Source organism: Streptomyces telluris (assembly GCF_024519335.1).
GTDB lineage: Bacteria > Actinomycetota > Actinomycetes > Streptomycetales > Streptomycetaceae > Streptomyces > Streptomyces telluris.
Genome location: NZ_JANIID010000028.1, coordinates 102,194 through 123,324, shown reverse-complemented (window position 1 = coordinate 123,324; position 21,131 = coordinate 102,194). Strand labels below are relative to the sequence as shown.

16 protein-coding genes and 1 pseudogene are annotated in these 21,131 nt (G+C 72.4%); 6 read left to right on the top strand and 11 right to left on the bottom strand.

Annotation, left to right across the window (positions count from 1 at the left end; genetic code table 11):
- Window positions 1-1,384 precede the first annotated feature (1,384 nt).
- From NQU55_RS37290 to NQU55_RS26575, 3 genes and pseudogenes are all read right to left on the bottom strand, one after another.
- A pseudogene (locus NQU55_RS37290) lies at window positions 1,385-1,984 on the bottom strand (protein kinase); the annotation flags it as partial.
- Window positions 1,985-2,330: 346 nt separating this feature from the next.
- Window positions 2,331-4,265 carry a serine/threonine-protein kinase gene (locus tag NQU55_RS26580; RefSeq protein WP_256791301.1) on the bottom strand — a complete coding sequence of 645 codons (1,935 nt, stop codon included), beginning with the start codon at window positions 4,263-4,265 and terminating at the stop codon, window positions 2,331-2,333.
- Between the two features lie 450 nt (window positions 4,266-4,715).
- Window positions 4,716-6,422 (bottom strand): glycerol-3-phosphate dehydrogenase/oxidase, encoded by a 1,707-nt coding sequence (locus NQU55_RS26575; RefSeq protein WP_168096137.1) that lies wholly within the window; start codon window positions 6,420-6,422, stop codon window positions 4,716-4,718.
- Window positions 6,423-6,647: 225 nt separating this feature from the next.
- Here NQU55_RS26575 and NQU55_RS26570 point away from each other — a divergent pair, with 225 nt between their 5' ends.
- Window positions 6,648-7,919, top strand: a complete 1,272-nt coding sequence (locus NQU55_RS26570) for a nucleotide sugar dehydrogenase (protein WP_168096138.1) — start codon at window positions 6,648-6,650, stop codon at window positions 7,917-7,919.
- A 113-nt stretch (window positions 7,920-8,032) separates the two neighbouring features.
- Here the strand turns inward: NQU55_RS26570 and NQU55_RS26565 are convergent, their stop codons facing one another.
- Window positions 8,033-9,184, bottom strand: coding sequence for a rod shape-determining protein (locus NQU55_RS26565; RefSeq protein ID WP_256791300.1), 1,152 nt, complete (start codon window positions 9,182-9,184; stop codon window positions 8,033-8,035).
- Window positions 9,185-9,323: 139 nt separating this feature from the next.
- On the opposite strand from NQU55_RS26565, the gene NQU55_RS26560 reads away from it, so the two are divergent.
- Window positions 9,324-9,926, top strand: a complete 603-nt coding sequence (locus tag NQU55_RS26560) for a hypothetical protein (protein WP_168093464.1) — start codon at window positions 9,324-9,326, stop codon at window positions 9,924-9,926.
- 106 nt (window positions 9,927-10,032) lie between these two features.
- Here the strand turns inward: NQU55_RS26560 and NQU55_RS26555 are convergent, their stop codons facing one another.
- The 4 genes from NQU55_RS26555 to NQU55_RS26540 all read right to left on the bottom strand — a co-directional run bounded on the left by NQU55_RS26555 (window position 10,033) and on the right by NQU55_RS26540 (window position 14,455).
- Window positions 10,033-11,160 (bottom strand): GuaB3 family IMP dehydrogenase-related protein, encoded by a 1,128-nt coding sequence (locus tag NQU55_RS26555; protein WP_168093463.1) that lies wholly within the window; start codon window positions 11,158-11,160, stop codon window positions 10,033-10,035.
- Window positions 11,161-11,287: 127 nt separating this feature from the next.
- On the bottom strand, window positions 11,288-12,790 hold the full coding sequence (gene guaB, locus NQU55_RS26550) for an IMP dehydrogenase (RefSeq protein WP_168093462.1): 1,503 nt from the start codon (window positions 12,788-12,790) through the stop codon (window positions 11,288-11,290).
- 151 nt (window positions 12,791-12,941) lie between these two features.
- A complete protein-coding gene (locus NQU55_RS26545; RefSeq protein ID WP_168093461.1) occupies window positions 12,942-13,544 on the bottom strand; it encodes a sigma-70 family RNA polymerase sigma factor in 603 nt (200 codons plus the stop codon).
- A 299-nt stretch (window positions 13,545-13,843) separates the two neighbouring features.
- Window positions 13,844-14,455: a response regulator transcription factor gene (locus tag NQU55_RS26540; protein ID WP_003948568.1), complete on the bottom strand. Its 612-nt coding sequence runs from the start codon at window positions 14,453-14,455 to the stop codon at window positions 13,844-13,846.
- Window positions 14,456-14,855: 400 nt separating this feature from the next.
- Between NQU55_RS26540 and NQU55_RS26535 the strand changes: the two genes are divergently transcribed.
- Complete coding sequence (locus NQU55_RS26535) at window positions 14,856-15,161, top strand: WhiB family transcriptional regulator (RefSeq protein WP_168093460.1); 306 nt, start codon at window positions 14,856-14,858, stop codon at window positions 15,159-15,161.
- 93 nt (window positions 15,162-15,254) lie between these two features.
- On the opposite strand, the gene NQU55_RS26530 is transcribed toward NQU55_RS26535, so the two are convergent.
- Window positions 15,255-16,166, bottom strand: coding sequence for a LysR family transcriptional regulator (locus NQU55_RS26530; RefSeq protein ID WP_058046782.1), 912 nt, complete (start codon window positions 16,164-16,166; stop codon window positions 15,255-15,257).
- A gap of 79 nt (window positions 16,167-16,245) precedes the next feature.
- Here NQU55_RS26530 and NQU55_RS26525 point away from each other — a divergent pair, with 79 nt between their 5' ends.
- The 3 genes from NQU55_RS26525 to NQU55_RS26515 all read left to right on the top strand — a co-directional run bounded on the left by NQU55_RS26525 (window position 16,246) and on the right by NQU55_RS26515 (window position 18,674).
- Window positions 16,246-16,920 (top strand): MOSC domain-containing protein, encoded by a 675-nt coding sequence (locus NQU55_RS26525; RefSeq protein ID WP_168093459.1) that lies wholly within the window; start codon window positions 16,246-16,248, stop codon window positions 16,918-16,920.
- Between the two features lie 168 nt (window positions 16,921-17,088).
- Window positions 17,089-17,862 carry an SDR family NAD(P)-dependent oxidoreductase gene (locus NQU55_RS26520; RefSeq protein WP_168093458.1) on the top strand — a complete coding sequence of 258 codons (774 nt, stop codon included), beginning with the start codon at window positions 17,089-17,091 and terminating at the stop codon, window positions 17,860-17,862.
- A 113-nt stretch (window positions 17,863-17,975) separates the two neighbouring features.
- Window positions 17,976-18,674 carry an ester cyclase gene (locus tag NQU55_RS26515; protein WP_168093457.1) on the top strand — a complete coding sequence of 233 codons (699 nt, stop codon included), beginning with the start codon at window positions 17,976-17,978 and terminating at the stop codon, window positions 18,672-18,674.
- A 173-nt stretch (window positions 18,675-18,847) separates the two neighbouring features.
- On the opposite strand, the gene groL is transcribed toward NQU55_RS26515, so the two are convergent.
- Window positions 18,848-20,470, bottom strand: coding sequence for a chaperonin GroEL (gene groL / locus NQU55_RS26510; RefSeq protein ID WP_058046786.1), 1,623 nt, complete (start codon window positions 20,468-20,470; stop codon window positions 18,848-18,850).
- A 94-nt stretch (window positions 20,471-20,564) separates the two neighbouring features.
- Window positions 20,565-20,873 (bottom strand): co-chaperone GroES, encoded by a 309-nt coding sequence (gene groES, locus NQU55_RS26505; protein ID WP_058046787.1) that lies wholly within the window; start codon window positions 20,871-20,873, stop codon window positions 20,565-20,567.
- Window positions 20,874-21,131 lie beyond the last annotated feature (258 nt).

Here is a 21,131-nt window from a genome sequence, read left to right as displayed (position 1 = left end):
GGGGGGGGGGGGGGGGGGGGGCGGCGGGGGGGGGGGGGGGGGGGGGGGGGGGGGGGGGGGGGGGGGGGGGGGGGGCGGGGGGGGGGGGGGGGGGGGGGCGGGCGGGGCGGGGAGGGGGAGGCGTCCGGCCGGGGATCAGTCCGGGAAGGCCGGGCCAGGAGGCGGCCGTCCCGGGGAGCTTCACCTCGGGGACGTCCGGGCGGGCGGTGTTCGCCCCGTCGGCGGGACCTCGGGGCCGGTTCCTGCCGGGGGGCGCGCCGTGAAGGGGGCTCGCGGGCCGGGGCACGGGCACCGGCGCGGAGCCACTGGCGGCGCTGCCGCCGCCCCACGTGGACGAGCCCGTCGGCGTCGCGGACGACGCGTTCCTCCCGGCCGCGCGCGCGGCCGCGGCGCGGGCGGCCCCTTCGCGATAGGCCGCAATGGCCGCGGACCGCACTTGCCGCGGACCACCTTCCCGCCCGCCTGGCCCGGCGCCCGGCGCGCCGGGCCGGGCGGAGTTCTCCCCGCCGGGTCGTCCGGCGCCCGAGCCTCCCGCCGAACCCGCGCCCGCGCCTGGCCCACCGAAATACCCGGCGCCCCGCCCGCCCGGGCGGCCCTGCCCGCCCGGGTGTCCGGTGGCCCGGCCTCCCGACGGCCCGGGGGCCCGGCCGGCCGGCTGACCGGTGCCCCGCGCGCCCAGGTGTCCCGCGCTTTGCCCGCCCGGGTATCCGGTGGCCCGATCCCCCGGCGACTCAGGGCCCTGGCCGCCCGGCTGCCCGGACCCCTGCGCACCCGGGCGACCCGCCCTCTGTCCGCCCGGGTGGCCGAAGTCCTGCCCGCCCGGCATCCCGGCACCCCGCCCGCCCGGACGGCCCAAGCCCTGCCCGTCCGGCCCCGGGTGCCCGGGGATCCGGCCGGGCACCGGCGGCCCCGTTCCCGGCCCGCCGCCCGCCGTCAGAGGGCGGAAACCCTCCGGCGGCCACGGCCTGACCGGTGCTCCCTGGCTGTTCGGCGGCAGGAATCCGCCTGCGGCGCCCTGGTCCCGGTACGGCGACCGGGCAAGCCTCGGGCCCGGCTCGCCTAAGCCCGGCGCACCGCCACCACCCGGCGCACCGCCGCCCGGCCCGTAACCGCCGACCGCGCCTCCACCCGACGCACCGCCGCCCGGCCCGTATCCGTCGGCCGCGCCTCCGCCCGGCGAACCTCCGCCCGGCCCGTATCCGCCCGGCCCGCCTCCGGTCCCGCGCCCGGCCGCCCCCGGGGCTCCGCCGGCTCCCGGGGCTCCGCCGTCTACCGGCCCCCTCGGTCCCGCCCGCCCCGCCGACCGTCCCGGTCCCGGGCCCCGTGGCATCGGCATTCCGCCCCGGCCCTGGCCGTCGAGGCCCGCGGGTGGGGTGTGGCCGTCCGGGACGGGGTTGTAGCCGCAGAGGGCTTCCTCGGCGGCGCCGGCGGCCAGGCCCGTGAGGATGGCGCGGCCGTCGTCGCAGATGAGGACCGTGCGCGTGGTGATGTTGCGGTGGGTCCAGCCGTGGGCGTGCAGGGCGCGCAGCGCGGTGAGGACGTCGGCGGCGACCTCGGCGGCTCGGTGGGGCGACAGGGGCCGTTCGGCGAGCAGCGCGGCGAGCGGGCGGGCCGGCAGCAGCTCGCTGACGACCCACAGGCTGCCGCCCTCGGCGAAAACGTGGAAGACCTGGTCGAGCCGGGGGTGATCGGGGACCTGCGCCGCGGCCGCGGCGGCGGCCAGAGCCCGCCTCACCGCCGGATCGCCGCCCGCACCGGAGACCGCGGCGGCACCGGCCGTACGGCCCGCCCCGGCGCGGAGGGCGCCCGGGGCACCGTCCAGCACCTCGGCGTCCACGACCTCCGGCAGCGGGATCTGCCGGACGAGGACCTCCTGCCCGCTCAAGGTGTCGAAGGCACGGGTCTCGACGAGTTCGAAGACGTCGGACGGCGGCAGGGGCAGGCGATACCGGTCGGCCAGGATCCGCCCTGCGTAGTCGTCCACGACGCCTCCCCAAGCGCGCGATCCGCACCTCGCCCGAATGCCCGGACAACCGCCAACAGCGGTCAATTTGCCGCCTATTGCAGCTGCGTACCGTCCACGACACCTCACGATACGTGCCGAACCCGCCCCTCCGGGCGCGTACGGCTCAGTACGTGGCTCCGAGGATGTACGGGGGCGTCCGCGGGTGTCGTCCATAGCGCCACACCCGTCAGAAAGGTCGGCTCCAGCCTCCCGGGCCACTGACGTCCGGAGGCCCGTGCACCTAGGCACCCAGGTACACAGGCGCGAGTCCGACCGGGCCCCGGCCCCGGCCCCGGCTCCGTCGCCGAGGTCAGGTCAAGTCAGGTCAGTCCTCCGGCGAGAAGGTCCTGAACGCCGCGTCCCGCAGCGCCCGGCACTCGGCGTCGCCCCACTTGTCCTTCTCGCACGTGATCATGATGGCGTAGCCGCGCTCGTCGTCCACCTTGAAGCCGCGGTTGAGGACCTGGACGCGCTTGCCGTTCTGGTCGCGCTCGAACGACCAGTCCGCGATGGTCGGGTAGTCGTGCCCCTCCCAGCCGCGGATCTCCTGGACGGACAGCCCCTTGTAGTTCGGCATGGTGTGCCGGGCGCCGGAGTCGGACTCGCGCCACTCCTTGGCGGCGTCCGACTTCGGGTCGGAGCCGAAGTCGACCTGGACGCGCGGGAAGCCGCCAGACGCGCTGTAGATGGCGCCCGAGTGCTCACCGGCGGTGCCGGTCTGCTTCCAGCCTTCCGGCAGGGCGATCGTGAAGTGGTACTCGTCGTTCTCGATCCGCTTGAACCCGGCGATGTCCGTGCCCTGACCGCCCGAGACGGGAACGGAGGCGGAAGCGGTCCTGGCCTTGAGGTCCTTGCCGTCCTTGCCGTCCTTGCCCTGACCGTCGCCCTTGCCCTGGGCATCCGTCCCGCCCCGGCCGTCCGCCCGGCCCGAGGCGCCGGCCGAAGGCGTCCGCTTGGTCGCGGACTTGCCTTCCTTGCCGCCTTCGTCGTCACCGCCGCTCAGCGCGAAGGCGAGGACCGTGCCGAGCACGGCCAGCACGACGACGACCGCCGCGACGACCAGCGTCCGCCGCGGCACCGTCTCCAGGAGGGGCTTGCGCACGACGCCGCCTTGGCGCGCACCGAGCAGGCTGCCGCCCGCGCTCCCCCGCCCGCCGGGGGCGTCACCGGGGAACTGACGGGTGGTGGAATCGGCGCCCGCGGCGTGCGGCGCGCCGTGCACCGGGGGCGCGACGCGCGGCGGCCCCTGCGGCGAAGGCGCGTGCGCGGCCTTGGCCACGGGCTCGCCCGCGCGCTTGACGGAGGGCCCGGCCTGCGGCCGGGCGGGCACGGCCGTCTCCGGTATCGGCGGGACGGCGATGGCCTGCGTGGCGTCGAGGTCCCGCGCGGCGGGCTTCGGCTTGGGGGGCAGGCGCTCGTCGGGGGCGTTGACGGCGTCGGTGAGCAGCGCGCGGGCGCCCGCCTCGTCGAGCCGCTTCTCCGGGTCCTTGGCGAGCAGCCCGTACATGACCTCGGCCAGCGGGCCGGCGTTCTTCGGCGGGCCGAGCGGCTCGGTCATCACGGCGGTGAGGGTGGCTATGGCCGAGCCCTTGTCGTACGGCGGGACGCCCTCGACCGCCGCGTAGAGCAGGCCGCCCAGCGACCAGAGGTCCGCGGGCGGGCCGGGCTTGTGGCCGCGGGCGCGCTCGGGGGAGATGTACGAGGGGGCGCCGACGAGCATGCCGGTGGAGGTGACGGAGGGGTCGCCCTCGACCTGCGCGATGCCGAAGTCGGTGAGGACGACGCGGCCGTCGTCCGAGATGAGCACGTTGGAGGGCTTCACGTCGCGGTGCAGGATGCCCTGGCGGTGCGCCGCGCCCAGCACATCGAGGACGGCGAGGCCGACCTCGGCGGCCCGGCGCCACTTCAGCGGCCCGTCCTCGCGGATGGCATCGGCGAGCGAGCGGCCCTCGATGAGCTCCATGACGATCCAGGGGCGGTCGTCCTCGTGCACGACGTCGTAGACGGTGACCGCGCCCGCGCTGCGGATCCGGGCGATGGCCTTCGCCTCGCGCAGCGTGCGCGTGATGAGGCGTCGCTTCTCGTCCTCGTCAATGTTGGCCGGGAACCGCAGTTCCTTCACGGCGACCGTACGGCCCAGGGTCTCGTCACCGGCGCGCCAGACCGTGCCCATGCCGCCGCGGCCGAGGACGTCCCCGAGGCGGTACCGCCCGGCCAGGAGGCGCCCTGCCGTGCCCTGCGTCTGCTCCGCCTCCGACATGCGTCCCCTCTGGCAATCAGCTCTGCGACCAACCGACCCTGGCAGAGCCACCATTGTCTCTCATCCGCGGACCGGCGGAAGGCCAGGGTCCGCGGGCCGGCGGACAATACGGGCGCACCGCCGCCCTTCGCCCTCCGCGCCACGCACGCCGGCCGCCGCCGCACCGGCCCGGCCCACCTGCGCCGCGAGGGCCCGGCGGAGCCCGGCACGACGACGGCGACGGGTGCCGCACGGGGCCGTTGCCTTTACAGGACCCTGTTTCGGACAGGACGGTTCCCGGCGCGTCGGAGCCGTCACATGACGCTCATCAGAGCTCACCAGACACAACTGCCCCAACGGGGCATCAGAGACGTCAGATCCAAGACACCAGATCCAAGACGTCGGATCAGAGACGTCGGATCGGAGACCTCGGATCCGTGACCTCAGATCCGTGACCTCAGATCCGTGACCTCAGATCGGCTGGACGTCCGGCGCCCCCAGCCGCGCCGCATCCGCCGTCAGGTCGTCGGGCTGCAGCTGCGATTCGCGCTCGGCCTCCACCCGCTTCTCGTAACGCTCGACCTCCCTCTCCACCTGCGAGCGGTCCCAGCCCAGCACTGGCGCCATCAGCTCGGCGGCCTCGCGGGCGCTGCGCGTGCCCCGGTCGAAGGTCTCGATGGAGATGCGGGTCCGGCGGGTGAGGACGTCGTCGAGGTGGCGCGCGCCCTCGTGGGAGGCGGCGTAGACGACCTCGGCCCGGAGGTAGTCGTCGGCGCCGGTGAGCGGGTCGCCGAGGGAGGGGTCGGAGGCGACGAGCTCCAGCACTTCGTCCACCATCGAGCCGTAGCGGTTCAGCAAGTGTTCCACGCGCGCCACGTGCAGGCCGGTGTTCTGGGCGATCCGCGCGCGCCCGTTCCACAGCGCCTTGTAGCCCTCCGCCCCGACGAGCGGCACGTCCTCCGTGACGCACTCGGCCACGCGCCGGTCGAGCGCGTGCACCGCCTCGTCCACGGCGTCCTTGGCCATCACGCGGTACGTGGTGTACTTCCCGCCCGCCACGACGACCAGCCCGGGCACGGGGTGGGCCACGGTGTGCTCGCGCGAGAGCTTGCTGGTCGCGTCCGACTCGCCGGCCAGCAGGGGGCGCAGCCCCGCGTACACCCCCTGTACGTCGTCCCGCGTCAGCGGCACGGCCAGGACGGAGTTGACGTGCTCCAGCAGGTAGTCGATGTCCGCGCTCGACGCGGCGGGGTGGGCCTTGTCCAGGTCCCAGTCGGTGTCGGTCGTGCCGATGATCCAGTGCCTGCCCCAGGGGATCACGAAGAGCACGCTCTTCTCGGTGCGCAGGATCAGCCCGGTGGTGGAGTGGATGCGGTCCTTCGGCACCACCAGGTGGATGCCCTTGGAGGCCCTGACGTGGAACTGGCCGCGCTCGGCGATGAGCTTCTGCGTGTCGTCCGTCCACACCCCCGTGGCGTTGACGATCTGCCGGGCGCGGACCTCGAACTCGCCGCCCTGCTCCAGGTCGCGCACCATGGCGCCGACCACCCGCTCGCCCTCGCGCAGGAAACCGGTCACCCGCGCCCGGTTGGCTACGTGGGCGCCGTAGGCGGCCGCCGTGCGCACGATGGTGGTGACGTAGCGGGCGTCGTCCATCTGGGCGTCGTAGTACTGCAGCGCCCCCACCAGCACGTCCTTCTTCAGGCAGGGCGCGACGCGCAGGGCCCGCTTGCGGGTGAGGTGACGGTGGGTGGGCAGACCGCGGCCGTGCCCGGATGAGACCGACATCGCGTCGTAGAGCGCGACGCCCGAGCCCGCGTAGAGGCGCTCCCACCCGCGGTGCTGCAGCGGATAGAGGAAGGGCACGGGCTTGACCAGGTGGGGGGCGAGCCGTTCCAGCAGCAGGCCGCGCTCCTTGAGGGCCTCTCTGACGAGGGCGAAGTCGAGCATCTCCAGGTAGCGCAGGCCGCCGTGGATGAGCTTGCTGGAACGGCTGGAGGTGCCCGCCGCCCAGTCGCGCGCCTCGACGAGGCCGGTCGTGAGCCCCCGCGTGGCCGCGTCGAGCGCGGTGCCCGCGCCGACGACCCCGCCGCCGACGACCAGGACGTCCAGTTCCCGCTCCGCCATCCGGGCGAGTGCCGCACTGCGCTCGTCCGGCCCGAGTGTCGCTGTCCTCACCGCTGCCTCCGTTTCGGCCGCCGGTTGCTCCGCTGGTCCCTGCGCTTGCCTGCTTCCGTCCTTCCCCTTCGATGCTGCCCCAGATCGGCCGGTTCGGCCGCGCCGGCGGCGCAAGGGAGCGAGCCGCGCCGCGTTGATCCCGAATAACAGTCATATATCCGCTTAACCTGATGTAACTCGTTCGCGTGCCGAACCCCCCGGCTCCCCGGGAAGGACCGCCTCGTCATGCCCGCAGATCTCGCCGTCATCGGACTCGGCCACCTCGGACTCCCCCTCGCCCAGGCCGCGACCGCCGCCGGCATCGACACCATCGGCTACGACCCCGACCCGCACACCGTCGCCGAGCTGCGCGCCGGCCGGCTCCCCCTGGAGTGCGCCGACGGCTCCCTCACCGCCGCCGAGGTCCGCCGGATGATCGCCGCCGGCTTCCGCCCCACGACCGCCGACGCCGAGCTCGGCAAGGTCCGCACCGCCGTGATCTGCGCCCCCACCCGGCTCGGCGAGGACAGGGCCCTCGACCTCTCCGCCATCGGCGCCGCCGCCCGGGCGCTCGCGGTGCGGCTGCGCCCGCACACCACCGTTCTCCTGGAATCCCCCGTCTACCCGGGCGCCACGGAGGAATACCTGCGCCCCCTGCTCGAATCCGGCTCCGGGCTGCGCGCCGGCCACGACTTCCACCTGGCCTACTCCCCCACCCGGGTGGACCCGGGCACCAAGCGCCACGGCTACGCCGGCATCCCCAAGGTCATCGGCGGCCTCACCCCGGCGTGCACGGAGGCCGCCGCCGCCTTCTACGGGAGGGTCTGCGAGAAGGTCGTCCGCGCGCGCGGGCCGCGCGAGGCCGAGGCCGTCCGCGTCCTGGAGACCAACTACCGGTACGTCAACATCGCCCTCGTCAACGAGATGGCCGTCTTCTGCCACGACATCGGCGTCGACCTGTGGGACGTCGTGCGCTGCGCCGAGACCAAGCCCTTCGGCTTCCAGGCCTTCCGCCCGGGACCTGGTGTCGGCGGCCCCGGCGTGCCCATCGACCCCAACTACCTCTCCTACAAGGGCCGCAGCCTCGGCTATCCGCTGCGGATGGTGGAGGTCGCGCAGGAGGTCAACGGGCGCATGCCGCGCTACGTCACCCAGCGCTGCGCCACGCTCCTCAACGAACACGGCAAGTCCGCGCGCGGGGCCCGCGTCCTGCTGCTCGGCGTCAGCTACAAGGCCGACGTCTCCGACCAGCAGGGATCACCCGCCCGTGAGATCGCCTCACGGCTGATGGAGCTGGGGGCGCAGCTCAGCTACCACGACCCGCACGTGGCGCAGTGGCGGGTGATGGGGCGGCCGGTGCCGCGGGCCGACAGCGTCTACGAGGCCGCGGCCGCGGCCGACCTGACGGTGCTGCTGCAGCACCACCGGACCTACGACCTGCAGGGCCTGGCGGTGAAGGCGCAGCTGCTCCTGGACACGCGCGGGGCGGCTCCCGCCGGCGCCGGGCATCGACTCTAAGGGGTGGCGTCCCCGGCGCCGTCAGGTGAAGCGCCTGACGGCGCTGTCCTCAAATGCCGGACGGGCTGTGATTCCGTGGAGGCCGCGCCTCTGCCGGAGTCGCCGACGGCCCCTTACAGCCTCCCCAGCCCCAGCGCCCGGTTCGGCGCGTCCAGGACCGTCCTCAGGGCCGCGAAGTCCTCCACGCAGCGGCCCGTGCCGACCGCCACGCAGTCCAGCGGGTCGTCGGCGATGATGACCGGGATGTCGAGCTCCTTGCTCAGCCGGACGTCGAGGCCGCGCAGCAGCGCGCCGCCGCCCGTGAGGACGATGCCGCGGTCCATGATGTCGCCGGAGAGCTCCGGCGGGGTCTCGTCGAGAGTCTGGCGGACCGCCATGACGATGGCGTCGACGGGCTCCGACAGCGCGTGGCGGATCTCGTCGGCCGTCAGCTCGCGCGTCTTGGGCAGGCCGCTGACCTGGTCGCGGCCGCGGATGGTGCAGCGCTCCGGCGGCTTGAGGCCCTGGGTCTCCTCCGGGTCGCCGCCGACCTGCTCCAGGCCGGTGTCCTTCTCCAGCTGCTTGGCGAGGGCGGCCAGCCCTGCCGCGGACCAGTAGCCAGTCGGCGCGGCGGAGCCGATGTTCATCTTGATCTCCTCCGCGGTGCGTTCGCCGATCGCGAGGGAGTACTCCTTCTTCACGTACGAGATGATCGCCGCGTCCATCGCGTCGCCGGCGGTGCGCACGGAGCGGGCGGTGACGATGCCGCCCAGGGATATGACGGCGACCTCGGTCGTACCGCCGCCGATGTCGACGACCATGCAGCCGGTGGGCTCGCTGACGGGCAGGCCCGCGCCGATCGCCGCGGCCATGGGCTCCTCGACGAGGTGCACCTGGCGGGCCCCGGCGCGCGAGGCGGCCTCGATGACGGCGCGGCGCTCGACGCCGGTGATGCCGGAGGGCACGCAGACCACGACGCGGGGACGGGCGAAGAAGCGGTTGCCCATGACCTTCTTGATGAAGTGCCGCATCATGCGCTCGGCCACCTCGAAGTCGGCTATGACGCCGTCGCGCAGCGGGCGGACCGCGACGATGTTCGAGGGGGTGCGGCCGATGGTCTCCTTGGCCTCGGAGCCGACCGAGAGCACGCTGCCGTCGTCGGCGTTCACGGCGACGACTGACGGTTCGTTGAGCACCACTCCCTTCCCGCGCACGTACACCAGGGTGTTCGCCGTGCCGAGGTCGATCCCCATGTCCCTGCCGCTGAACGACTTGCTTTGCGCCATAAGTTGCCATTATTCCTTACGGTCGAACTTTTATACGGAGTTCACAGCCGCGCGCTCGCTGTGGGTAACGACGGCGTCGTAGCACGCTGATACCTTTTGGCCCTTACTCAACACCGAGCACATTCGGGGGACATCGCAGATGAGCCAGCCCTGGCAGCAGCCACAGCAACCGCAGCAGCCGCCGCAGCACAACCCGTACGGCCAGCCGCCGCCCCAGCCGTACCCGCCGCAGCACCAGCCCCACGCTCCCCAGCAGCCGCCCTTCGGCTACGGGCAGCAGCCGCCGCCTCCCTACGGCCCTCCCGGCGGCTTCCCGCCGCCGCCCCCGCCGGTCCGCCGGGGCAACCCCGGCCTCGCCCTGGTGCTCGGCTTCGTGGCCATGCTCGTCGGCGCCGCCGTCTACGGCGGGATCCTCAAGGCCTCCGACGGCGGCCAGATCGGCTACCTCGCCGTCGGTACGGGCGCGCTCATCGGCGCCGCCCTGGGCAAGGTCGGCGGCCGCAACCCCGCCCTGCCCGTGGTCGGTGTGCTCCTCGGGCTCCTCGGCGTCTACCTCGGCCAGATCTTCGGCATCGCCCTGGAGCTGAGCGACGTCTTCCGCGTCCCGGTCACCGAGATCCTCTTCGAGCACTTCGACTCGCTGTCCGAGGCCTGGCAGGAGTACCTGGAGCCGATCGACGCGCTCTTCTTCATACTCGGCGGCGCGGGCGCCTTCCAGACCGCCCGCAAGCTGGGCGGCTGACGCCCGCAGCCCCGTCCGGCACGACGCCGAAGGGCCCGGACCGCCGTTGCGGTCCGGGCCCTTCGGGCTGTCGGCTGCGCTACCGCGCCGCCGCGCTGCGCCTGCGTCAGCGCTTGTCGTGCTGCGACGGCGCGACCGTCACCTCGACCCGCTGGAACTCCTTGAGGTCGCTGTAGCCCGTGGTGGCCATGGCGCGGCGCAGGGCGCCGAACATGTTCATCGAGCCGTCCGGGGTGTGCGAGGGACCGGTGAGGATCTCCTCGGTGGAGCCGACGGTGCCCAGGTTCATCCGCTTGCCGCGCGGCACGTCCTCGTGGACGGCCTCCATGCCCCAGTGGAAGCCGCGGCCCGGCGCGTCGGTGGCGCGGGCGAGCGGGGAGCCCATCATCACGGCGTCGGCACCGCAGGCGATGGCCTTGGGCAGGTCGCCGGACCAGCCCACGCCGCCGTCGGCGATGACGTGCACGTAGCGGCCGCCGGACTCGTCCATGTAGTCGCGGCGGGCGGCGGCCACGTCGGCCACGGCGGTCGCCATCGGGACCTGGATGCCCAGGACGTTGCGGGTGGTGTGCGCGGCGCCGCCGCCGAAGCCGACGAGGACACCGGCCGCGCCCGTGCGCATCAGGTGCAGGGCGGCGGTGTACGTGGCGCAGCCGCCGACGATGACCGGCACGTCGAGCTCGTAGATGAACTGCTTGAGGTTCAGCGGCTCGGCCGCGCCGGAGACGTGCTCGGCGGAGACGGTGGTGCCGCGGATCACGAAGATGTCCACGCCGGCGTCGACGACGGCCTTGGAGAACTGCGCGGTGCGCTGCGGGGAGAGCGCGGCGGCGGTCACGACACCGGAGTCGCGGACCTCCTTGATGCGCTGGCCGATCAGCTCTTCCTTGATCGGCTCGGCGTAGATCTCCTGGAGGCGCTTGGTCGCGGCGGTCTCGTCCAGCTCGGCGATCTCGGCGAGCAGCGGCTCCGGGTCCTCGTAGCGGGTCCACAGGCCCTCGAGGTTGAGGACGCCCAGGCCGCCCAGCTCGCCGATGCGGATGGCGGTCTCGGGCGAGACGACCGAGTCCATCGGGGCGGCCAGGAACGGCAGCTCGAAGCGGTAGGCGTCGATCTGCCAGGCGATCGAGACCTCCTTCGGGTCGCGGGTACGGCGACTCGGGACGACGGCGATGTCGTCGAATGCGTACGCCCGGCGGCCGCGCTTGCCGCGCCCGATCTCGATCTCAGTCACGTGTGTGGCCTTTCCTTCTACGTCCTGCCGCATCCAGTATCCCCGACGCGGCGGAGCCCGCGGCCTGAGCGGTCGCGGGCTCCGTAAAAATGCTTTAAACGCGTACTACTACCGGTGGCAGTAAGAACTACCGGCGGGAGTAGTTCGGCGCCTCCACCGTCATCTGGATGTCGTGCGGGTGGCTCTCCTTGAGGCCCGCCGACGTGATGCGGACGAAGGTGCCCTTGTCCTTGAGCTCCTGGATGTTGGCGGAGCCGACGTAGCCCATGGAGGCGCGCAGGCCGCCGATGAGCTGGTGGGCCACCGAGCCCAGCGGGCCGCGGTAGGGCACCTGGCCCTCGATGCCCTCGGGGACGAGCTTGTCCTCGGAGAGGACGTTGTCCTGGAAGTAGCGGTCCTTGGAGAAGGAGCGGGCCTGGCCGCGCGACTGCATGGCGCCCAGCGAGCCCATGCCCCGGTAGGACTTGAACTGCTTGCCGTTGATGAAGACCATCTCGCCCGGCGACTCCTCGCAGCCCGCGAGCAGCGAGCCGAGCATCACCGCGTCGGCACCGGCGGCGATCGCCTTGGCGATGTCGCCCGAGTACTGCAGGCCGCCGTCGCCGATCATCGGCACGCCCGCGGCGTGGCACGCCTGCGCGGCCTCGTAGATCGCGGTGACCTGCGGGACGCCGATGCCGGCGACGACGCGGGTGGTGCAGATCGAGCCCGGGCCGACGCCGACCTTGACGCCGTCGACACCGGCGTCGATGAGCGCCTGGGCGCCGTCGCGGGTGGCGACGTTGCCGCCGACGACGTCGACGCTGATGTTGGACTTGACCTTGGCGATCATGTCGAGGATGCCGCGGCTGTGGCCGTGGGCGCTGTCGACGACCAGGAAGTCGGCACCGGCCTCGACGAGGGCCTGGGCGCGCTCGTAGGCCTCGTCACCGACGCCCACGGCGGCACCGACGATCAGACGGCCCTCGGCGTCCTTGGCGGCGTTCGGGTACTGCTCGGCCTTGACGAAGTCCTTGACCGTGATGAGGCCCTTGAGCACACCGGACTCGTCGACCAGCGGCAGCTTCTCGATCTTGTGGCGGCGGAGCAGCTCGATGGCGTCCTCGCCGGAGATCCCGACCTTGCCCGTGACCAGCGGCATCGGCGTCATGACCTCGCGCACCTGGCGGCTGCGGTCGACCTCGAAGGCCATGTCGCGGTTGGTGACGATGCCGAGGAGCTTGCCGGCCGGGTCGGTGACCGGCACGCCGCTGATGCGGAAGCGGGCGCAGAGCGCGTCCGCGTCGGCGAGGGTGGCGTCCGGGCGGACCGTGATCGGGTCGGTGACCATGCCGGACTCGGAGCGCTTGACCAGGTCGACCTGGTTGGCCTGGTCCTCGATGGAGAGATTGCGGTGCAGGACGCCCACGCCGCCCTGGCGGGCCATGGCGATGGCCATGCGCGCCTCGGTGACCTTGTCCATCGCCGCCGACATCAGCGGGATGTTCACCCGGACGTTGCGCGAGACCCGGGAAGAGGTGTCGACGGCGTTCGGCAGGACCTCCGAAGCGCCCGGCAGCAGCAGGACGTCGTCGTAAGTCAGACCGAGCATCGCGAATTTCCCGGGCATTCCGTCGACGTTGTCAGTCATGACACCTTCCCAAATGGTCTTGCCCCAGCGCGGACTCCCATGCTAACGGCCGCCACACGTGTCCCATTCCACGACGGCTGAGGATCGCGTCACTTGGAGATTCGTACGAAGACGGGCCGTGGTGGCCCTCGGGTCTCCTGCCCGGCCGGCCCTACTGCTCGGCCAGCGCGCGCAGCCTGCTGAGCGCCCGGTGCTGCGCGACCCGCACCGCACCCGGCGACATGCCCAGCATCTGCCCCGTCTCCTCGGCGGTCATGCCGATGGCGACCCGCAGCAGGACCAGCTCGCGCTGGTTCTCCGGGAGGCTTGCGAGGAGCTTCTTGGCCCACTCCGCATCGCTGCTGAGCAGGGCCCGCTCCTCCGGCCCGAGCGAATCGTCCGGCTGCTCGGGCATCTCGTCGGAGGGCACGGCCGTGCTGCCGGGGTGGCGCATGGCGGCCCGCTGGAGATCGGCGACCTTGTGCGCGGCGATGGCCACGACGAAGGCCTCGAAGGGGCGCCCGGTGTCGCGGTAGCGGGGCAGGGCGCAGAGCACGGCGAGACAGACCTCCTGTGCGAGGTCGTCCACGAAGTGGCGGGCATCACCCGGCAGCCGCGACAGCCGGGTGCGGCAGTAGCGCAGCGCGAGGGGGTGCACGAGGGCCAGCAGGTCGTGGGTGGCCCGCCGGTCACCCTCGACGGCGCGGGCTACGAGGGCGCCGATCTCTCCCGGGGCGGCCGCCGCCGGGGACCCCTTCGCATCGTCTTCGCGCATCGGTCCATGGTGCCTTGAAGTCGGACTTTCCGTGGCACCGAGTCCGTGACCCTGTGCGCAGTCCCGCCCGTGGTCCCGTCCGTAGTCCTGTACCGATGCGTTGTGAGCGGGTGCGCCGGCAGTCATTTCCCGCGCCCTCCCATCACGCCCGACCGAGCCGTCCCCGAGGAACTCCATACTCCAAGGATGCGGCAGCGCGCGGGAAACGTGCAGCGGGACGGGCAGCCCCGGCACCCCGCCCCGCCCGCTCGGGGACGGGCGGGGTACGCCACTCCCCCGCTGCGCTGCACGTCAGGCGCCTAGCGGACCAGGCCCCAGCGGAATCCGAGCGCCACGGCGTGCGCCCGGTCCGATGCGCCCAACTTTTTGAACAGGCGCCTGGCGTGCGTCTTGACGGTGTCTTCCGAGAGGAAGAGCTCCCGTCCGATCTCCGCGTTCGAGCGGCCGTGGCTCATGCCTTCGAGCACCTGGATCTCGCGCGCGGTGAGCGTGGGTGCGGCGCCCATCTCGGCCGAGCGCAGCCGGCGCGGGGCGAGCCGCCAGGTCGGGTCGGCGAGGGCCTGCGTCACGGTGGCCCGCAGCTCGGCGCGCGAGGCGTCCTTGTGCAGATAGCCCCGCGCTCCGGCGGCGACCGCGAGCGCGACACCGTCGAGGTCCTCGGCGACGGTGAGCATGATGATGCGGGCCCCGGGGTCCGCGGACAGCAGCCGCCGCACGGTCTCGACTCCACCGAGACCGGGCATGCGTACGTCCATCAGAATCAGATCCGAACGATCGGCTCCCCAGCGGCGGAGGACTTCCTCGCCGTTGGCTGCCGTCGTCACACGCTCGACGCCGGGCACGGTCGCCACCGCGCGGCGGAGCGCCTCGCGGGCAAGCGGGGAATCGTCGCAGACGAGGACGGATGTCATGACCGTCCTCCGCAGCTGATGCGCGTCACCTTGAGCCTCCAGGCTGGTACTGATCGTCACCTGTGCGATCGACGACTCTGGCGCCGGGTCGGACACCTGCCCGACTGCTTCATCCGTCAACCGCCTCCGCCCTCTCAACGACGGTCACCCGAAAGAGTTACGGGGTCGGTCGAGCACGTTCGGCACTCTACGTGAGGGCGCGGACACGGAGCAGGGCGCATTGGGGGCGCCCGGCACACCACCCCTGTCACACCCCCGCCCCGCCCGTGTCACAACTGAGATATGCCCCATTTGCCCATGCGGAGCAGTTTTTCTTCCCATTTGCTGGCGTCTATGACTAGATTCGCAATCAGTCATATTTACATCCGCACGGCAGACCGTTCGCTTCGAGGGGATGGCAATGGCAGATTTCTCCCGGCTTCCCGGTCCCAACGCCGACCTGTGGGACTGGCAGCTCCTGGCCGCCTGCCGCGGGGTCGACAGCTCGCTGTTCTTCCACCCGGAGGGTGAGCGCGGCGCCGCCCGCAGCGCGCGCGAGACCTCCGCGAAAGAGGTGTGCATGCGCTGCCCGGTGCGCGCCGAATGCGCGGCGCACGCGCTGGCCGTGCGGGAGCCCTACGGCGTGTGGGGCGGCCTCACCGAGGACGAGCGCGAGGAGCTGATGGGCCGCGCGCGACACAGAGCCGTCGCCGCGGCCGGCTCATAAGGAGCCCCGACCGCGGCCGGCCCGCAGACCCGCGCCGGGGCGCCGCCCGCCCGGGGCGCGGGACTGACCGGCGACCGGGGCGCCGGGCCCCGCTCAGCGCCCGGCCGTCCCCGCCAGTTTGTCCAGCATCGCGTCCACCGCCGGCACCCGCGCCAGGTCCGGCAGGGTCAGGGCGACGATCTCACGGTGCACCGCGGGCTCCACCGGAACCACCCGCGCGCCCTTGGGGCGGACGGACTCCAGCGCCAGCTCCGGCATCACCGCGACGCCCAGCCCCGCGCCGACCAGGCCGAACACCGCTGGGTAGTCGTCGGTCGCGAAGTCGATGCGAGGGGTGAACCCGGCGCTCTCGCAGACCTCCACCAGATGCCGCCGGCAGCGCGGGCAGCCCGCGATCCACGGCTCCTCGGCCAGGTCGGTGATGCCGATGCGCTCCGCCCCCGCCAGCCGGTGCCCCTCCGGGACCACGCCGATGAGCCGGTCGGTCAGCAGCGGGCGGACGACGAGGTCCTCCCACTCCGCGCCGGCGGCCGGATCCGACCCCCGGACGTCCGGGTAGCGGAAGGCCAGCGCGATCTCGCACTCGCCGTCGCGCAGCATCTCCACCGAGCGCGGGGGCTCGGCCTCCACCAGGGAGATCTCGGTGCCCGGGTGCGCCGCCCGCATCTGTGCGAGCGCGCCGGGCACGAGCGTCGAGCTGCCGCTGGGGAAGGACACGAGCCGCACCCGGCCCGCGCGCAGCCCGGCGATGGCCGCGATCTCCTCCTCTGCGGCGGTCAGCCCGGCCAGGATCCCGGAGGCGTGCCGGACGAGGGCCGTGCCGGCCTGGGTCAGGCGCATCTCCCGGCCCGTGCGCACCAGCAGGGGCGTGCCCGTGGACTGCTCCAGCGCCTTCATCTGCTGACTGACGGCGGGCTGGGTGCAGCCCAGCTCGCGCGCCGCGGCGGAGAAGGAACCGGTCAGGGCCACCGCGCGCAGCACCCTCAGATGACGAGCCTCGATCATGCTGCGAGCATAAGGCAACCTTGGGGAAGTCGCGACTTACCCCCTGGTCACTTTGAGTTGCAGCGAGTAATCTCGGTCCATGCACCTCCTCTCCGTGAATGTGGGCCGCGCCGGTACGGCGGACCTCCCGGGCGCGCCCGGCTTCGAGGCCGGCATGGCCACCGGAATCGACAAGCGCCCCGTCGAGGGGCCGGTCGCCGTGGCCGCGCCGGGCCCCAAGGGCGTGGGCGGCAGCGGCCTCGCGGGCGACGAGATCGTCAGCCTGCGCCACCACGGCGGGGACGACCAGGCGGTGTACGCGTTCGCGCGCGAGGATCTCGACCGCTGGGAGCAGGAGCTCGGCCGCCCCCTGCCCAACGGCTCCTTCGGCGAGAACCTCACCACCAGCGGTCTCGACGTCAACGGCGCGCTGATAGGCGAGCGCTGGCGCATCGGTGCCGATCTGGTGCTCGAAGTCAGCGCTCCCCGCATCCCCTGCCGGACGTTCGCCACGTGGCTCGGCGAGGCGGGCTGGATCAAGCGGTTCACCCAGGAGGCAGCCCCCGGCGCCTACCTTCGGGTGATAGAGCCGGGCGAGATCCGCGCGGGCGACCCCGTCACCGTCGTCCACCGCCCCGCCCACCACGTCACGGTCTCCTTCCTCTTCCGCGCCGGCACCGTCGAGCGGGCCCTCCTCCCCGACGTTCTGGCAGCCGGGGACGCCCTTACGGCCGGTACGCGCGAGAAGGCGCTGGCGTACCGGGCGAGCCTCTGAGGCCTGCGAAGCGGCTCCGGCGGCGGGCCGGGCGGGCGGCGGCGCGCCCCCGACCGGGCGTCCGGAGCGGCCCGGCCGCCGCCCCGTGACCGTCAATCAGCGCCCGACCCGCCGTCAAAACGCCGTACGGCTTCGGCGAGCGCCGTCGACGGGCTCTAACGTGCCGGTATGACGACTGTATTGATCACTGGGGCAACGGCCGGGATCGGCGCCGCGTTCGCGCGCCGCCTGGCGGGCGACGGACACGACCTCGTTCTCGTGGCCCGTGACGAGGAGCGGCTCGGCCGCCATGCGACCGAGCTCCACGACCGGCACGGCGTGGAGGTGGAAGTCCTGAGCGCGGACCTCGCCGAGGAGGAGGGCATCGAGGCGGTCGAGGCGCGCCTGCGCGACCGCGAGCGCCCGGTGCACCTGCTGGTCAACAACGCCGGGTTCGGCAACAAGGGCGGCTATCTGGAGGTGCCCCTCGCCGACGAGCTCAAGATGCTCAAGGTCCACTGCGAGGCGGTGCTGCGGCTGACGTCCGCGGCGGCCGAGGTGATGCGGGAGCGCAAGCGCGGCGCGGTGATCAATGTGGCGTCGGTGGCCGCGTTCGTCCCGCGCGGCACGTACGGCGCGAGCAAGTCCTGGGTCGTGCAGTTCACCCAGGGTGCCGCGCGCGACCTGGCCGGAAGCGGGGTGCGGATGATGGCGCTGTGCCCCGGTTTCGTACGGACCGAGTTCCACCAGCGCGCCGGGATGGGCACGGAGAACGTGCCCGGCTGGCTCTGGCTGGACGCCGACAAGGTGGTGACGGCCGCCCTGCGGGACCTGTCGCAGGGCAAGTCGCTGTCGGTGCCCGACCCGCGGTACAAGGCCATGACGGGCCTGATGAAGCTGGCGCCGCGCAGGGTGGTGTCGCGGGCGTCGTCGTCGACGGGCCGCAAGTACGGGCCGAAGTAGCGGACCGAAGCAGCGGGCCGCCCTCTCCGCCGCATTCTCCGCCGCAGCGGAGAATCCCGCCCTCCCGGGTGATCCATTCAGGACTAACCTGGATATATCACCCGGGAGGCGCCATGACTTTCGTACAGATCATCGACTGCAAGACGAGCCGGTACGACGACATGAACCGGCTGATGAACGACTGGGTCGCCGCGACCGAGGGGAAGCGCACCGCCACGCACTCGATCGTGGGCAAGGACCGCGCACGGGGCGACCACTACGTGGAGATCGTGGAGTTCCCCTCCTACGAGGACGCGATGCGCAACTCGAAGCTCCCCGAGACCGACCGCATCTTCGCCGAGATGGTCGCGCTCTGCGACGGGGAGCCGACCTTCACCGACCTGGACGTGGTCCGCGACGAGCAGCTCAACAAGGCCGCGGCCCGCCGCTTCTTCGACGAGGTGGCGCGGGACGGCGATCTCGGCCTGATCGACGAGCTCATCGCCGCCGACCACCTCGACCACGACATGGGCAAGCCCGAACCCGACATGACCGGCCGGGACGTCATCCGCTCCGACGTCGAAGGCTGGCGGGAGGCGTTCGACTTCTCCTTCACCCTCCACTCCCAGATCGCCGACGGCGACGAGGTCGCCACGCGCTGGACCTGGCGGGGCACGCACCAGGGCGACTTCATGGGCCACCAGCCCACCGGGCAGGAAGTGCTCATGACGGGCACCACCATCTTCCGCTTCCAGGACGGGAAGATCGCCGAGAGCTGGTGGTTCTACGACCTGATGCGGCTGATGGGGCAGCTGGAGGCGGGCCCGGTGTGAACCGCGGGCACCCGTGAACGGCCGGATGAACGACCGGATGAACGGCTGGACGAACGGGCGGACGAACGGCCGGAGCCCGGCACCCACCAGGGGTGCCGGGCTCCGGACTGCGGCCGCCGTGCGGCGTGAGGTCAGTGCCTCAGGGCCTGTGCCTCAGAGGCAGTGCCTTGGCGTCAGTGCGAGTGACCGTGGCCGTGGCCGGCCTCGGGCTCCTCGTCGGCCGGCTTCTCGACGACCAGGGTCTCGGTCGTGAGCAGCAGCGACGCGATGGACGCGGCGTTCTCCAGGGCGGAGCGGGTGACCTTGACCGGGTCGATGACGCCGGCCTTCACCAGGTCGCCGTACTCGCCGGTCGCGGCGTTGAAGCCCTGGCCCTTGTCGAGCTCCGCCACCTTGGAGGTGATGACGTAGCCCTCGAGGCCGGCGTTCTCGGCGATCCAGCGCAGCGGCTCGACGGCGGCGCGGCGGACGACGGCGACACCGGTGGCCTCGTCGCCCTCCTTGCCCAGGTTGCCCTCGAGCACCTTGACGGCGTGGACGAGCGCGGAGCCACCACCGGAGACGATGCCCTCCTCGACCGCGGCGCGGGTCGCGGAGATGGCGTCCTCCAGACGGTGCTTCTTCTCCTTGAGCTCGACCTCGGTGGCCGCACCCACGCGGATGACGCAGACGCCGCCGGCGAGCTTGGCGAGGCGCTCCTGGAGCTTCTCGCGGTCCCAGTCGGAGTCCGTGGCCTCGATCTCGGCCTTGATCTGGGCGACGCGGCCCTGGACGTCCTCGGAGTTGCCGCCACCGTCGACGATGGTGGTGTCGTCCTTGGTGATGGTCACGCGGCGGGCGGAGCCCAGCACGTCCAGGCCGACCTGGTCGAGCTTGAGGCCGACCTCCTCGGCGACGACGGTGCCGCCGGTCAGGGTGGCCATGTCGCCCAGCATCGCCTTGCGGCGGTCGCCGAAGCCCGGGGCCTTGACGGCCACGGCGTTGAAGGTGCCACGGATCTTGTTGACGACGAGGGTGGAGAGGGCCTCGCCCTCGACGTCCTCGGCGATGATCAGCAGCGGCTTGGAGGAGCCACCCTGGATGATCTTCTCCAGCAGGGGCAGCAGGTCCTGGATCGAGGAGATCTTGCCCTGGTGGATGAGGATGTACGGGTCCTCGAGGACGGCCTCCATGCGCTCCTGGTCGGTGACCATGTAGGGCGACAGGTAACCCTTGTCGAAGGCCATGCCCTCGGTGAAGTCCAGCTCCAGACCGAAGGTGTTCGACTCCTCAACGGTGATGACACCGTCCTTGCCGACCTTGTCCATCGCCTCGGCGATGAGCTCGCCGACCTGCTTGTCCTGGGCGGACAGGGCGGCGACGGCCGCGATGTCGGCCTTGTCCTCGATCGGACGGGCGGTCGCGAGCAGCTCGTCGGAGACGGCCTTGACCGCGGCGTCGATGCCCTTCTTCAGGGCGGCCGGGGAGGCGCCGGCGGCGACGTTGCGCAGACCCTCGCGGACCAGCGCCTGGGCCAGGACGGTCGCGGTGGTGGTGCCGTCACCCGCGATGTCGTTGGTCTTGGTCGCCACCTCCTTGACGAGCTGGGCGCCCAGGTTCTCGTACGGGTCCTCGATCTCGACCTCACGGGCGATGGTGACGCCGTCGTTGGTGATGGTCGGGGCACCGAACTTCTTGTCGATGACGACGTTGCGGCCCTTGGGGCCGATCGTCACCTTGACCGTGTCCGCCAGCTTGTTGACACCGCGCTCGAGGGCGCGACGGGCGTCCTCGTCGAACTTCAGGATCTTCGCCATGGTTGCTTCAAGTCCTCTCAAACGAACCGCGCCCCGGACCCCGGCGGCATATACACACGGGAACCAGGGCGCAGATCACATCAAACGGGGTGAATTACTTCTCGATGATCGCGAGCACGTCGCGAGCCGAGAGAACGAGGTACTCCTCGCCGTTGTACTTCACCTCGGTGCCGCCGTACTTGCTGTAGAGCACGACGTCGCCGACGTTCACGTCGAGCGGAAGACGGTTGCCCTCCTCGAAGCGGCCCGGGCCCACGGCCAGGACGACGCCCTCCTGGGGCTTCTCCTTGGCGGTGTCCGGAATAACCAGGCCAGAGGCCGTGGTCTGCTCGGCGTCGAGCGGCTGGACCACGATGCGGTCCTCAAGCGGCTTGATGGCAACCTTGGAGCTGGCGGTCGTCACGATCCGACCTCCCCCTTCGGAGATTCACGGGGTTATCTGTCTGAGGTGGCGACCAGGAGGATCCGTCGTCGCGGGTGCCGGATTCTGCCCGTCGCTGCGTTTGGCACTCCCGGGTGGAGAGTGCCAACGGAGCCGAGACTATGACGCGGTTAGCACTCGGTCAAGCGGAGTGCCAATTCGCCGTGCGGCGAGCCTGCGGTTCACCCCTGGGGGTAAGGCACCCGGCCGGTCGGGGCGGCGCGTTCCGGCGTTCCGGCG